A 13421-nucleotide genomic window follows, 5' to 3' on the forward strand; every position below is an offset into this window, starting at 1 on the left:
ACCATGACCATTCGCACCCGCATCGTGCTCGGCGTCTCGGCTGCCGCTCTCTCGCTAGGCCTCGCGTTTGCGCCGGCCGCCTTTGCTCAGGACAAGATGGGCAAGGATGATGGCATGATGAAAAAGGACACGATGTCCAAGGACGGCATGATGAAGAAGGACCACATGTCCAAGGACGACGGCATGAAGAAGGATCACATGTCGAAGGACGGCATGAAAAAGGACGACGGGATGATGAAGAAGAACTGATCCCGGGTCGTCATCGCGCAACGCCCCTTGGGCGGGCCGCGTCCTCTCGAATTCCGGCGGCATTTGAGGCCGCCGGAATGATGGCTCAGTTCAAGTTCAATTGAACGTGACCAGCGCGTTTTACTTGCGCTTAGCCTTGCGGGCGGCGTAGCGCGCATCGCGCTTGGCCTTCTGCTCGGCCTCGAGCGCAGCCTGCTTCTCGGCGGCTTCCTCGGCTTCCCGCGCGAGCCGCGCAGCTTCGGCTGCCTTGGCCTCTTCCTCCAGGCGCTTCTGCTCAGCCTTTTCGGCCTCGCGCGCGGCCTTTGCCTCGGCGCGCTTGGCCGCGAGGGCCTCACGCTCGGCGCGCTTCGCCGCCACCGCGGGATCATCCGGCCCCGGCTGCGACTTGAACTTGTTCAAAAGATTTTTGCGGGCGTCCTGCGCCGCCTTTTGCCGGTCTGCAAAGCCGGGTTCCCTGAATCCACTCATCGACGAGCCTTGTCTTCCTCGCTTTCGATCCTACATCGGTGCCTGTTGGTAAGTCGGCTGGGCATAGCAGGCGCCACGCGACGCAGAAGCGTGTACATCGGCGCGCGTCGCGAAGCCACCCATAATCGCAGCCGATCAGGTCAACGAAAAATCGCCCCCCGACGATCTCTCGTAGCCCGAAAAAACTGCCGAATTGTGATGTCCCTCATAAGGGAGCACATGGGCGACGCCTAGCGTCCGCCCCGTACGAGACGGAGCACGGGCATGACAATCTCAAGACCAAGCCTGAAGGCGCTCGCGATTGCCGTCGCCCTGGCAGGCGTGGCCGGCGCCGCGCTGCTGCTGGCTCGTCCGCAGCCCATCGAAAGTGCCGTGCTGGGAGCGGATTGGGAATGCACCCAGACCGCATTCGTGCTCACGAGCTGCGCACCGCGCGTTCAGGAGGCAATTCCGGCGGTCGAAACCTTGCGCAAGGATGCAATCCAGCAGACCCGGGGCTGAATTGGGCCGGACGATCCGGATGTGACGCGACGCCGCAGAGGTGGTAAAGCCAGCGCGCCAGCGTGACCAGGCGGCCATGTCGAAGCCAGAGTCCAGATCCGAACCGGGCGAGGAGCCCCATCCTCGACCGAACCGTCAGCCCAAGCCTCCGTCCGGCGGCGACCGCCGCGGCGCGCTGGCAGGATTGATCATCGCGGTCGTGATCCTCGGCGTCGGCTGGTGGCTTGCCCGGGATCTGACGGCAGCCAGCAAGATGCAGGATTGTCTGATGTCCGGGCGAAGCAATTGCAATGTGATCGAGCCGGCTCGCTAGGCGCGCTCTACAGCATGGCCATGGGGCCGAAAAAATGCCCTGATCTTAATCATTTGTAACGGGACTTAGCCGATCAAGCAGGGCAGTGATTTCGGCCGGCATCAGCCCGGCGCGCGGCGATTCGCCGATCGCGCCCGGGATTCACGGCCATGAGAGCAGGGGGCGAGCACGCATGAGTGCGTCCAAACATCTGAAGATCTTCATTCCCTTGGTTTCGGCCACGTCGCTGCTCGCGCTGTCGGCGCAGGCGCAAGAGGCCAGGTCCCGGCAAGAGGTCGTCCAACCGCCGGCCGGGCCGGCAGCAGGCGCGCCGCCACAGGCCAATCCGCCCATGCGCAAGGGCCCTCCGCCGCAGCAAGCGACCAGGCCTGCGCAGCCCGGCGGTCAGCCCCATGCGGGTCACAACGCCGGGGGCCCGCCGCCCGGACGTCACGTCGCGCGCGGTCCTGCTCCCACACGTGATTGGGGTGGGCACACCTATCGCGGCAACCTTGCCTGGGAGGGTGGACGCTGGCGCCACGACGTCCGCCATGGCCGATCCGGCTGGTGGTGGGACGTTGGCGGCGTCTGGTATTATTATCCGCAGCGTTTGGCCGGCCCGCCCGCCTACATTTCAGAGGACTATATCGACGACGTGCCGGTGGTCTACGCCCGGCCTCCGGTGGCCTATGCGCCGCCACCTCCGCCGCCACCGCCGGCCGATCCCGGCGCCAGCGCGCTCGGCGGCGCGCTCGTCGGCGGCCTGCTGGGCGGACTGATCTCGGGCAATGCAACCGGGGCCGCCGCAGGCGCGGTTCTTGGCGGCGCGACGGGCGCGATTGCTGGCGCGACCGCGGCGTCCCAGCCCGGCTATTACTGGGCGCAGGGCACCTGCTACTACCGCTATCCGAACGGCCAATATGTGCAGGCCGATCCCCGCGCCTGCTATTGAGTTTTGCCGGCAGGATCGGACCATTGGAGGCGGGCTTCGGGCCCGCCTCATCCTTTTGCACGCCGGCGGTTGCTATGAATTGGCTCTGGTGCTCGTCGCCCCCTCACGTCAATTTCAAAGAAAAATGACGGGATGATTCGCGGGGGATGTGGTGCATGCTGGATGCCATCCAGATCAGCGTGGCGCTCTGGGCCATGATCGTTTGCGGCGGAATTAAACTCTCGCAGGCGTTGCCCTACCTGCTCTAAAACGGCGATCAGCTGGCAGGCCAATGCCTTGGTCGGTCAGGACACGAGCCAATCGAAGAATGCGATCGAGGCCCAGACCAGGCCCGCGATCCAGGCCACCATGACGACGCCGATGGTGCCGAGATAGGCGATGCCGAGCAGGTCCGCGCGATGTCGCTGCCTCGGGACGATGACTTCGGTTGCTGCTTTGCGTGTCATGACCGGACATCACCCATGAAGCCTGGACACGTAGTTTAGCGGAGATGTCGCGGACAGGCTGTGACGTGGTTCACAGACCGGTGCAGGAAGGCTGGTCGTTACCCCGCAATCATACGGACGAAATTGCCACGCACTCGTCCAGATGGCCGGCTAGAGTCTGCGCATGTACACCGAGTACGATCCGCAACATGAGGCCGAGGCCGCTATGAAGCGCGCCGCGGCGGCCGAGGGTGCCGACAGGCAACGGCTGATCCAGCTGGCCCTGGCATGGCACGAGCTCGCCCGCGATCTGCACGATGAGCAAGCCGGCCTCTCGCATCCAGCCGGGCGCAGGCCTTTGGCCCGAGAGCGCTGAGATGAGAAAAACCCCGTGCTCGGGGGACAAGCACGGGGTCCTTCAAAGCCGACCGGGGCTGGCGGGTCGGCACCACTCAGTTCGGTCATTCAACGCGCGGATCGCGCATTCGTTCCCGGTCAATCCGCAGCGCTGAAATCCGATCGCATTGCAGCGACCTTCCGCAGAAAGTCATCGTTAACGAATGCTCCGCGCAATCGAATTGCAGTACTCGCGAACGAAGCGGAGTCGGACCGTGAACAAACAAAAAGCCCCCGCAGGGGCTCAGTGTTTTACGCAGCTTCGGTCTTCGGGACGGCGTCGGCATTCACCGACAGCTTGACCACGTCGCCTTCGACGGCGCCGACATATTTCGTGTCGATGTAGTGATGATGGTCCTTGTGACCTTCCGGGCTGTCCTTGCGCGTCAGCTTGATGCGGTTGCCCTCGAGACGATCGACGGTGCCGACATGTGCGCCGTCCTTGCCGATGATCTTCATGTGCTCTCTGATGTCAGCCATGCTGTCCTCCTTGCATGGCTTCAACTGCGAAGGCGCTGGTTCGTTGCAGCAGGCACGTTGGACCCGTTGGGATTTCCGGACGTTGACGCCTGATTGGATCTGTCAAGAAGCGCGATGGAGACCGTTCGGGCCTATCTGGAACGCAAGCACTGGGAACTCAGGCTGTTGAACGACGGCCTGAGAAACCCGCTCGATTTGGCGTCGCCGCGTTCCGTCGATGACGTCGTCAGGTCCAAATTCCAGATCACTGCCGCGCTCAGGGCGGAGCATGAATTACACGAGTGGAAGGCGACCGAGACCGCCTGGTCGCACACGGCCGATCCCGCCAGCGGGCCGTTCGAGTTCAGTTACGACTACCAGCGGGCCGATCTCACGGTACGCGGTCCGTCGTTCTACGAGCTCGACGGCGGCTGCACGAGCACGGCGATCTACACTGCCTCGGGGATGGCGGCGATCTCCGCGGTGCTGCTCGCCTCCGCGCGGATCGTCGCGAAGGCGGATATCCTGGTGCTGCCAGGCTGCTATGGCGAGACGCTGGAGCTGATCCGAAACTTCATGCCGCATTTGCGGATCGAACCCTTGCCGCTGCCGCTCGGCGATGCGCTTGCACGGGTGAGCTCGCCGCGGATCCTGCTGCTGGATTCCTGCTCCGTCGCCGGCGCCATCGAGGCGGTGCTGCGCTGTGACGGCTCGGGCCTCGATCTCCTGATTTTCGATACGACGTGCTTCGCCGGCAGGTCGGGCCGCATCAGGCGCGTCGTGGGGTGGGCCAGGCGACACGGAATTGCGCTGGTGCTGGTGCGAAGCCACAACAAGCTCGATTCGCTCGGAGCGGAATATGGCCGCCTCGGCTCGGCCGTCTTCGTGCGCGGGCATGAGCGTCCACCGCGGGCAGGGGACGCTGAATGGTCACGTCTCGCGTTCGAAACGCGCAACGCAGTGCGGCTGCTCGGCGGCGCGGCATTGCCGGCCCACTTCCCGCCCTTCGCGGGCAGCGCGGCGTATTGGGCGCTGACGAAGCGGCGCGTGGCGGCGATCTTGCGCAACGGCCGCAGCTCGGCGCGATGCTTTGCCGCCGAGATCCCGGCGCTCTCGGCTCAGCTTCGCTTCGCTCACGGCCTCTACGTGACTCTTCGCGGAAGGCGCGCGCTCGACGAGGCGGCAGCACGGCAGGCTGCCGAGGACATGAGCTGCGAATTGCGCCGCGCGGGCTTTCCCATCCGCCACGCCGGCAGCTTCGGCTTCGATTTCGCCGCGACCGAGTGGTTTCACGACGCGACGACGGACCAGTACAGCGTCCGGGTGGCGGTGCCGGACCTGCCGACGGAGGTGTGGGACGATCTCACCGCGGCCATTGCGCGGTGGTGGCGGGGTCATCAGCGGGCAGGCTGTGGATAGACCGGAGGGCGGGCGCGTCGATCAGTCGACCGCCAGGCAATATTCGAGTCGCGGCTTGTCGTGACCGCGGCGCGCCCAGTCCTCAACTGCAAATGCAGGCTGACGTTGTCCCGTTGCGGCGCCAAGGATCGAGGCCTGGACCACCTTGATGGGCCTCGTGACCGCATTGGTGCTCACCAAGCCCGCGTCGACCGCCAAATACGAGATCGCAACGACCGCGACCGCAGATGCGATCGCCATTCTCGTCAATTCGGATTGCTGCATTCCCAAACCTATCGGGCGCGTCTCACCCGGCGCTTAGATAGGGCTGATCGGCGCCGTTCAAAGGCCGGCATATGGTTACCCACGCGTTCGTGAAGAGCGGCGGCGAGGCAACGAGCTGGCGATCCCGGCAGGACTCGAACCTGCAACCCGCGGAGTAGAAATCCGCTACTCTATCCAGTTGAGCTACGGGACCGTCTTGAGCCGCCCGGATTGGGCGGCTGGCCGTTCATGTAGCATGCCAATATGAAAAAAGTGGTGTTTCGCCAAGCCTGAACCGAACCGTTTTCCTCAGTGCGGCGACAAAGCGGAACGGTGGGGTGTCAGGGTGCCGGGTCGAGCGGCAGCGGACTGGACGATGGATCACATCGCAGGGAACGCTGAACAGCTTCCGGGGCACGGCCGCCGGTCGACTGGTCAGGTAGTGCTGCGCCATCAGGACGGCGTGCGTGGCGATATCTTGGCCGGTCTCCTCTGGGCTTACCTCTGTCATGGCGAAAGCGACGCTTTGCACCTTCTGGTTCCATCGCCTTGAGTCCGTCACCTTTCCGCGCATTTCATTTGCCGCCGCGGCGTTCGTCCGCGCTTTCCGGGAGTCTTCAATGATCGGTCTCGTTCGCGCCGTCACAATCTGCGCCGCGCTAGCGCTCGGCCTTGTCACCGCGCAGGCCGCCGACAAGGCGTTCAAACGCGACGACCTCGCGGATTCCGCGATCAAGCTGGAGGCCCAGATCAAGAGCGAGGCGGGGCCGGTCGCCAAGACCAATGCGACGCTGAAGACGGACGCCGACGCCGCCTTCCGGCGCAATGATTACCGCACCGGCCTTTCCGTGCTCGGCCAGATCGCCGCGACCGCGCCCGAGGATGCCGGCAACTGGCTGCGGCTCGCCAAGGTCATCTTCCAGATCTCGCCGAAGAGCTCGAGCGAGCAGACCTTCCTTTTGGAGCGCGCCTCGACGGCGGCCTATATCGCTTACATGCGCGCCGGCAATCCGGGCGAGGAGGCCGACGCGCTCGCCGTGCTCGGCAAGGCGCTGGCCGACCGCAAGCTGTGGCGGCCGGCACTGGATGCGCTGCGGCTGTCGCTCGACATGCGCGAGGTCGCCGAGGTCCGCGGCCAATATGAGAAGATGCGCGACGAGCACGGCTTCCGGCTGCTCGACTATACCGTCGACTCGGACTCGGCGAGCCCGCGCGCCTGCTTCCAGTTCTCCGAGGAGCTCGCCAAGCGCACCGACTTCGCGCCGTTCCTGGCGCTTGCAGGCCAGGACAAGCCGGCGCTGTCGGCCGAAGGCAAGCAGCTCTGCGTCGACGGGCTGAAGCACGGCGAGCGCTACAACATCAACCTGCGCGCCGGCTTGCCGTCGACCGTGAAGGAGGGGCTGCCGAAATCGGCCGAGTTCAACATCTATGTGCGCGACCGCAAGCCGTTCGTGCGCTTCACCAGCCGCGCCTATGTGCTGCCGCGGACCGGCCAGCGCGGCATTCCCGTCGTCAGTGTCAACACGCCTGCGGTTAGCATCAATGTCTTCCGGATCGGCGACCGCAACCTGATCAACACGGTGGTCGACAGCGATTTCCAGAGGACGCTGTCGAAGTACCAGCTCAGCGAGCTCGGCGACGAGCGCGGCGTCAAGGTGTGGACCGGCGAGCTTGCGACTGCGACGACGCTGAACCAGGACGTCACCACGGCCTTCCCGGTCGACCAGGCACTCGGCGAGCTCCAGCCCGGTGTCTACGTCATGACGGCCGCGGCGAGGGCCTCGGACGAGGACTACCAGCTCGCCACGCAATGGTTCATCGTCTCCGACCTCGGCATCGCCGCTTATTCCGGCAATGACGGCATTCATGTCTTCGTCAACTCGCTGGCGTCGACCGACCCGGTCGGCAAGGCCGAGGTGCGCCTGGTCGCGCGCAACAACGAGATCCTGGCGACGCGCAAGACCGACGATGCTGGTCACGTGCTGTTCGAGGCCGGCCTTGCGCGCGGCGAGGGCGGATTGTCGCCGGCGATGCTCACGGTCACCGGCGAGAAGGCCGACTATGCCTTCCTGAGCCTGAAGACCTCGGCCTTCGACCTGTCCGACCGCGGCGTTTCGGGGCGCGCGGTGCCCGCCGGCGCCGATGCCTTCGTCTATGCCGAGCGTGGCGTCTACCGTTCCAGCGAGACCGTGTTCCTCACCGCGCTGCTGCGCGACGGGCAGGGCAATGCCGTTACCGGCGGGCCGATGACGCTGGTGGTCGAGCGCCCGGACGGCGTCGAATATCGTCGCGCTGTACTGGCGGATCAGGGCGCCGGCGGCCGCACGCTGTCCGTGCCGCTCAACTCGGCCGTACCGACCGGCACCTGGCGGGTGCGCGCCTTCACCGATCCGAAGGGAGCTTCGGTCGGCGAGACCACCTTCATGGTCGAGGATTACGTCCCCGATCGGATCGAATTCGACTTGTCCGCCAAGGACAAGCTGATCAAAGCTAACGCTCCAGTGGAGCTTAAGGCCGACGGTCATTTCCTCTATGGCGCACCTGCTTCGGGCCTGCAGCTCGAAGGCGACATGCTGATCGCGCCGGCGGCCGAGCGGCCCGGCTTCGCCGGCTACAAGTTCGGCGTCGACGACGAAGAGACCACCTCGAACGAGCGCACGCCGCTGGAGAACCTGCCGGAGGCCGACGCCAATGGCGTCGCGACCTTCCCGGTGACGCTGGACAAGCAGCCGGCCTCGACGCGCCCGCAGGAGGCACAGATCTTCGTCCGCATGGTCGAGACCGGCGGCCGCGCCGTCGAGCGCAAGATCGTGCTGCCGGTCGCGCCGGCAACGGCGCAGATCGGCATCAAGCCGCTGTTCGGCGACAAGAACGTCACCGAGGGCGACAAGGCCGAGTTCGACGTCGTGTTCGTCTCGCCGGAGGGCGAGAAGCTGCGCCGCGACGGCCTGCGCTATGAGCTCCTGAAGATCGAGTCGCGCTACCAGTGGTACCGCCAGAACAATTACTGGGAGTACGAGCCGGTCAAGTCGACCTCGCGCGTCGCCGATGGCGACGTCACTGTTACGGTCGACAAGCCGACGCGGATCTCGCTCACGCCGCAGCCCGGCCGCTACCGGCTCGACGTCAAGTCGAACGAGGCCGACGGCCCGGTGACCTCGGTGCAGTTCGACGTCGGCTGGTACTCCGACGGCAGCGCCGACACGCCGGACCTGCTGGAGACCTCGATCGACAAGCCGCAATACGCCTCCGGCGACACCATGACGGTGTCCGTCAACATCCGCAGCGCCGGCAAGCTCACCATCAACGTGCTCGGCGAGCGGCTGCTGACGACGCAGACCATCGACGTCAAGGAAGGCACCGCGCAGGTCAAGCTCCCGATCGGCAAGGATTGGGGCACCGGCGCCTATGTGGTGGCGACGCTGCGCCGTCCGCTCGATGCCGCCGCCCAGCGCATGCCTGGCCGTGCGATCGGGCTGAAATGGTTCGGCATCGACAAGCAGGCTCGCACCTTGCAGGTCAAGCTGTCGCCGCCTTCGCTGATCCGGCCGAATTCGACGCTGAAGATCCCCGTCAAGCTCGATGGGCTCAATCCGGGCGAGGACGCCAAGGTCGTCATCGCCGCGGTCGACGTCGGCATCCTCAATCTCACCAATTACAAGCCGCCGGCGCCGGACGATTATTATCTCGGCCAGCGTCGCCTCAGCGCCGAGATTCGCGACCTCTACGGGCAGCTGATCGACGGCATGTCGGGCACGCGCGGCCAGATCAAGTCCGGCGGCGACGCCGGTGGCGAGCTCCAGGGCTCGCCGCCCACGCAGAAGCCGCTCGCGCTCTATTCCGGCATCGTCACCGTCGCCGCCGACGGCTCGGCCGAAGTGAGTTTCGATGTTCCGGAGTTCGCCGGAACCGCGCGCGTGATGGCGGTGGCTTGGACCGCGACCAAGCTCGGCCGCGCCAACACCGACGTCGTGATCCGCGATCCCGTCGTGCTGACGACGACGCTGCCGCGCTTCCTGCTCAACGGCGACCGCGGCTCGGTCAACCTCGAGATCGACAATGTGGAGGGCCAGGCCGGCGACTACGTCATCAGCGTGAAGGCGGGCGGCCCGGTGAAGATGACCGGCAATCCCGCAACCACGGTGAAGCTCGCCGCCAAGCAGCGAAATTCGGTCTCGCTCGCGCTCGATGCGACCGCGGCGGGGCAGGCGACGCTCGACGTCGACATCAAGGGCCCGAATGGCCTCGCGCTGGTGCGTCACTATGCGTTCGACGTCAAGCCGGCGACGCAGGTGCTGGCGCGGCGTTCGATCCGCACATTGGCGAAGGGCGAGAGCCTGACGCTGACCTCGGACATGTTCTCCGATCTCGTGCCGGGCACCGGCGCTGTCTCAGTTTCGGCCAGCCTGTCGACCGCACTCGACGCGGCAACGATCCTGAAGGCGCTCGACCGCTATCCCCATGGCTGCTCGGAGCAGATCACGAGCCGGGCGATGCCGCTGCTCTATGTCAACGAGCTCGCGGCCGGCGCGCATCTTGCCATGGACACCGAGGTCGACCAGCGCATCCGCGACGCCATCGAGCGGCTGCTGGCCCGCCAGGGCTCGAACGGCTCGTTCGGCCTGTGGTTGGCCGGCGGCGACGATGCCTGGCTCGATGCCTACGTGACGGACTTCCTCACCCGCGCCCGCGAGAAGGGCTTTGCGGTGCCGGACGTGCTGTTCAAGAACGCGCTCGACCGTATCCGCAACTCCGTCGTCAATGCCGACGAGCCGGAGAAGGACGGTGGCCGCGATCTCGCCTACGGCCTCTATGTGCTCGCGCGTAACGGCGCGGCTCCGATCGGCGACCTCCGCTATCTCGCCGATACCAAGCTTGCCAACCTCGCGACCCCGATCGCGAAATCGCAGCTTGCGGCGGCGCTCGCCCTGGTCGGCGACCGCAACCGCGCCGAGCGGGTCTATGGCGCTGCGCTCGACAGCCTCGCGCCCAAGCCCGCGCTGGAATTCGGCCGCACCGATTACGGCTCGCAGCTGCGCGACGCCGCCGCATTGGTGTCGCTCGCCAGTGAAGGCAACGCGCCGAGGGCGACGCTGACGCAGGCGGTGTCGCGGGTCGAGACCGCCCGCGGGCTGACGCCCTACACCTCCACGCAGGAGAATGCGTGGCTGGTGCTGGCGGCGCGGGCGCTCGCCAAGGAGAACATGTCGATTGAGGTCGACGGCCAGCCGGTCAAGACCGCCTTGTATCGCAGCTACAAGGCGGACACGCTGGGCGGCAAACCGCTGAAGATCACCAACACCGGCGATGCGCCGGTGCAGGCGGTCGTCTCGGTGTCGGGCTCGCCGGTCGCGCCGGAGCCGGCGGCGTCAAACGGCTTCAAGATCGAGCGCGGCTACTATACGCTCGACGGCAAGCCCGCCGACATCAGCAAGGTCAAGCAGAACCAGCGCTTTGCAGTCGTGCTGAAGATCACTGAGGCCAAGCCCGAGTACGGCCACATCATGGTGTCCGACTATCTGCCGGCGGGTCTGGAGATCGACAATCCGAACCTGGTGTCGTCGGGCGACAGCGGCACGCTGGACTGGATCGAGGACGGCGAGGAGCCTGAACATACCGAATTCCGCGACGACCGCTTCACCGCGGCCGTCGACCGGGCCTCGGATTCCAAGTCGGTCTTCACGCTCGCCTATGTCGTGCGCGCGGTCTCGCCCGGCAAATACGTGCTGCCGCAGGCCTATGTCGAGGACATGTACAATCCCTCGCGCTATGGTCGGACCGGCACGGGCAGTGTCGAGGTGCGGGCGGCGAAGTGAGTGAGATGAGCGAGGCTGAGCCACATACACGGGCATCCACGGCCGCGCCGGCGGTGGGTGTTGGCGTGGATGGCCGGGTCAAGCCCGGCCATGACGGACGGAGGGGGCGGATCGCCTTTCGCCTTCTCTCCGCAGCCGCGCTCACCTTTATCCTCGCCATCATCGGCTTCGTTGGCTGGGTCTATTCGCTCGGCCCGCTTCCGCTCGACGAAGCCCGCCAGGTCTCAACCACCATCGTCGATCGCAACGGCAAACTGCTGCGCGCCTATGCAATGGCGGATGGGCGCTGGCGGTTGCCGGTCGATACCAGGACCAATGTCGATCCGACCTACCTGAAACTGCTGTTCGCCTATGAGGACCAGCGCTTCTACGCCCATGGCGGCATCGATCCGTTGGCGCTGGGGCGCGCCGCGTTGCAGCTGGGAACGCGCGGCCACATCGTCTCGGGCGGCTCGACCATCACGATGCAGCTGGCCCGTCTGATGGAGCCGCGGCGGCAGCGCTCGCTTTACGCAAAATTGCGGCAGATCGTGCGTGCCATCGAGATCGAGCGCAGCATGAGCAAGGAGCAGATCCTCGATCTCTATCTGGCGCTGGCGCCCTATGGCGGCAATCTCGAAGGCATCCGCGCGGCGTCGATCTCCTACCTCGGCAAGGAGCCGAAGCGGCTGTCGCTGGCGGAGGCCGCGTTGCTGGTCGCGCTGCCGCAATCGCCGGAGACGCGCCGGCTGGATCGCTATCCGGAGGCAGCCCGCAAGGCGCGCGACCGCGTGCTCGACCGCATGGTCGAGGAGCACGTGGTCAGCGCCGACGACGCCAATCAGGCCAAGGCGATGCCGGTGCCGAAACTGCGCAGGCCGATGCCGATCCTGGCGCCGCATGCCTCCGACGCCGCGCAGTCGACGGTCAAGGACGCGCCGATCATCAAGCTGACGCTCGATGCGACCTTGCAGAAGGTGCTGGAGCCGCTGGCGCGCGACCGCGCAATTGCGCTGGGTCCGAACATCTCGGTCGGCATCGTCGTGGTCGACAATGAGAGCGGCGACGTGCTCGCGCGTGTCGGCTCGGCCGATTATTTCGACGAGAGCCGGGCAGGGCAGGTCGACATGACCCGCGCCATCCGCTCGCCCGGCTCGACGCTCAAGCCCTTCATCTACGGGCTCGCCTTCGAGGACGGCTTTGTCCATCCCGACAGCTTGATCGACGACCGCCCGGTCCGCTTCGGCTCCTATGCGCCGGAAAATTTCGACATGACTTTCCAGGGCACCGTGCCGGTGAGGAAGGCTCTGCAACTGTCGCTGAACGTGCCGGCCATCGTGCTGCTCGACCGCGTCGGCTCGAGCCGGCTGACCTCGCGGCTGCGGCAGGCCGGCGGCAACCTCGTCCTGCCCAAGGACGAAGCGCCCGGCCTCGCCATGGGGCTCGGCGGCGTCGGCGTGACGCTGCAGGACCTCGCCCAGCTCTATTCCGGCTTTGCCCGCCTCGGGACCACCAAGCCGTTGCGCGAGATCGTCACGGCCAAGGACGAGCGGGAGCCGCTGCGGCTGCTGGATCAGGTCGCAGCCTGGCAGGTCGGCAACGTCCTGCTCGGCACGCCCCCGCCGGAGAACGCCGCCCACAACCGCATCGCTTTCAAGACCGGCACCTCCTACGGCTATCGCGACGCCTGGTCGGTCGGCTTCGACGGTCGCATGACCATCGGCGTCTGGGTTGGCCGTCCGGACGGAGCGCCGGTTCCCGGCCTGATCGGACGCGTTGCCGCCGCGCCCATCCTGTTCGATGCCTTCGCCCGCAGCGGCAAGACGCTGACCGCCTTGCCGAAGCCGCCCAAGGGAACCCTAGTCGCAAGCAACGCGAAGCTGCCGCTGCCCTTGAAGCGGTTCCGTCCGGTCGGCGAACTGGTGCGAAGCGGGGGCGAGCAGCCGCTGCACATCCAGTTTCCGCTGAACGGCTCGCGGATCGACATCGATCGATCGGGTGGCCGGGAGAGCGCGGCTATGCCGGTCAAGGTCGCCGGCGGCGTGCTGCCCATGACCGTCATGGTTAACGGCACCGCGCTCGGCGAGATCGACGGCCGCCGTCATCGGTTGATCGATCCGCCCGGCCCGGGCTTTGCACGGCTCACCGTGATCGACGCCACGGGCGCCGCGGACACAGTCGTCATTCGAATTCAATGACCCTGCCTTAAGCGGTTGTGGCCA

Annotated in this window: 12 protein-coding genes and 1 tRNA gene; 8 read left to right on the plus strand and 5 right to left on the minus strand. The window is 66.2% G+C overall.

All coding sequences use genetic code 11. The annotated features are described in order from the left end of the window. Window positions 1-3 precede the first annotated feature (3 nt). A complete protein-coding gene (locus tag N2605_RS16400; protein WP_035999609.1) occupies window positions 4-249 on the plus strand; it encodes a pentapeptide MXKDX repeat protein in 246 nt (81 codons plus the stop codon). A 120-nt stretch (window positions 250-369) separates the two neighbouring features. On the opposite strand, the gene N2605_RS16405 is transcribed toward N2605_RS16400, so the two are convergent. Next, window positions 370-717: a DUF6481 family protein gene (locus tag N2605_RS16405; RefSeq protein ID WP_035999606.1), complete on the minus strand. Its 348-nt coding sequence runs from the start codon at window positions 715-717 to the stop codon at window positions 370-372. 264 nt (window positions 718-981) lie between these two features. On the opposite strand from N2605_RS16405, the gene N2605_RS16410 reads away from it, so the two are divergent. The 3 genes from N2605_RS16410 (at window position 982) to N2605_RS16420 (ending at window position 2462) form a co-directional block, all read left to right on the plus strand. Beyond that, window positions 982-1218, plus strand: a complete 237-nt coding sequence (locus tag N2605_RS16410; RefSeq protein WP_035999592.1) for a hypothetical protein — start codon at window positions 982-984, stop codon at window positions 1216-1218. A 76-nt stretch (window positions 1219-1294) separates the two neighbouring features. Next, a complete protein-coding gene (locus tag N2605_RS16415) occupies window positions 1295-1531 on the plus strand; it encodes a hypothetical protein (RefSeq protein ID WP_057029336.1) in 237 nt (78 codons plus the stop codon). Window positions 1532-1703: 172 nt separating this feature from the next. Continuing rightward, entirely contained in the window at window positions 1704-2462 is a 759-nt protein-coding gene (locus N2605_RS16420) for a hypothetical protein (RefSeq protein ID WP_225147924.1), read from the plus strand. A gap of 284 nt (window positions 2463-2746) precedes the next feature. Here the strand turns inward: N2605_RS16420 and N2605_RS16425 are convergent, their stop codons facing one another. Next, window positions 2747-2908 (minus strand): hypothetical protein, encoded by a 162-nt coding sequence (locus N2605_RS16425; RefSeq protein WP_035999590.1) that lies wholly within the window; start codon window positions 2906-2908, stop codon window positions 2747-2749. A gap of 163 nt (window positions 2909-3071) precedes the next feature. On the opposite strand from N2605_RS16425, the gene N2605_RS16430 reads away from it, so the two are divergent. Beyond that, window positions 3072-3263: a hypothetical protein gene (locus N2605_RS16430; protein WP_260347255.1), complete on the plus strand. Its 192-nt coding sequence runs from the start codon at window positions 3072-3074 to the stop codon at window positions 3261-3263. A 272-nt stretch (window positions 3264-3535) separates the two neighbouring features. Here the strand turns inward: N2605_RS16430 and N2605_RS16435 are convergent, their stop codons facing one another. Continuing rightward, the gene (locus tag N2605_RS16435) at window positions 3536-3763 is read right to left on the minus strand and encodes a DUF2171 domain-containing protein (protein ID WP_025036201.1); all 228 of its coding nucleotides are present in this window, start codon (window positions 3761-3763) and stop codon (window positions 3536-3538) included. A 114-nt stretch (window positions 3764-3877) separates the two neighbouring features. Between N2605_RS16435 and N2605_RS16440 the strand changes: the two genes are divergently transcribed. Beyond that, window positions 3878-5161 (plus strand): PLP-dependent aminotransferase family protein, encoded by a 1284-nt coding sequence (locus N2605_RS16440; protein ID WP_260347256.1) that lies wholly within the window; start codon window positions 3878-3880, stop codon window positions 5159-5161. A gap of 21 nt (window positions 5162-5182) precedes the next feature. On the opposite strand, the gene N2605_RS16445 is transcribed toward N2605_RS16440, so the two are convergent. Both N2605_RS16445 and N2605_RS16450 read right to left on the minus strand, forming a co-directional pair. Next, window positions 5183-5401, minus strand: a complete 219-nt coding sequence (locus tag N2605_RS16445) for a hypothetical protein (protein WP_225112821.1) — start codon at window positions 5399-5401, stop codon at window positions 5183-5185. Between the two features lie 140 nt (window positions 5402-5541). After that, window positions 5542-5618 (minus strand) — tRNA-Arg (locus tag N2605_RS16450). 406 nt (window positions 5619-6024) lie between these two features. Here N2605_RS16450 and N2605_RS16455 point away from each other — a divergent pair. Together N2605_RS16455 and pbpC are read left to right on the plus strand one after the other, a co-directional pair. After that, window positions 6025-11220: an alpha-2-macroglobulin family protein gene (locus tag N2605_RS16455; protein ID WP_036028018.1), complete on the plus strand. Its 5196-nt coding sequence runs from the start codon at window positions 6025-6027 to the stop codon at window positions 11218-11220. A gap of 5 nt (window positions 11221-11225) precedes the next feature. Then, complete coding sequence (gene pbpC, locus N2605_RS16460; RefSeq protein ID WP_260347257.1) at window positions 11226-13397, plus strand: penicillin-binding protein 1C; 2172 nt, start codon at window positions 11226-11228, stop codon at window positions 13395-13397. Window positions 13398-13421: the final 24 nt, after the last annotated feature.

The organism is Bradyrhizobium yuanmingense (assembly GCF_025200905.1).
GTDB classification, from domain to species: Bacteria; Pseudomonadota; Alphaproteobacteria; order Rhizobiales; family Xanthobacteraceae; genus Bradyrhizobium; species Bradyrhizobium yuanmingense.

Bases quoted from the DNA above. Each gene is read 5' to 3' on its own strand.
- N2605_RS16400 (WP_035999609.1), top strand. From the start codon at position 4: ATGACCATTCGCACCCGCATCGTGCTCGGCGTCTCGGCTGCCGCTCTC.
- N2605_RS16405 (WP_035999606.1), bottom strand. From the start codon at position 717: ATGAGTGGATTCAGGGAACCCGGCTTTGCAGACCGGCAAAAGGCGGCG.
- N2605_RS16410 (WP_035999592.1), top strand. From the start codon at position 982: ATGACAATCTCAAGACCAAGCCTGAAGGCGCTCGCGATTGCCGTCGCC.
- N2605_RS16415 (WP_057029336.1), top strand. From the start codon at position 1,295: ATGTCGAAGCCAGAGTCCAGATCCGAACCGGGCGAGGAGCCCCATCCT.
- N2605_RS16420 (WP_225147924.1), top strand. From the start codon at position 1,704: ATGAGTGCGTCCAAACATCTGAAGATCTTCATTCCCTTGGTTTCGGCC.
- N2605_RS16425 (WP_035999590.1), bottom strand. From the start codon at position 2,908: ATGACACGCAAAGCAGCAACCGAAGTCATCGTCCCGAGGCAGCGACAT.
- N2605_RS16430 (WP_260347255.1), top strand. From the start codon at position 3,072: ATGTACACCGAGTACGATCCGCAACATGAGGCCGAGGCCGCTATGAAG.
- N2605_RS16435 (WP_025036201.1), bottom strand. From the start codon at position 3,763: ATGGCTGACATCAGAGAGCACATGAAGATCATCGGCAAGGACGGCGCA.
- N2605_RS16440 (WP_260347256.1), top strand. From the start codon at position 3,878: ATGGAGACCGTTCGGGCCTATCTGGAACGCAAGCACTGGGAACTCAGG.
- N2605_RS16445 (WP_225112821.1), bottom strand. From the start codon at position 5,401: ATGGCGATCGCATCTGCGGTCGCGGTCGTTGCGATCTCGTATTTGGCG.
- N2605_RS16455 (WP_036028018.1), top strand. From the start codon at position 6,025: ATGATCGGTCTCGTTCGCGCCGTCACAATCTGCGCCGCGCTAGCGCTC.
- pbpC (WP_260347257.1), top strand. From the start codon at position 11,226: ATGAGCGAGGCTGAGCCACATACACGGGCATCCACGGCCGCGCCGGCG.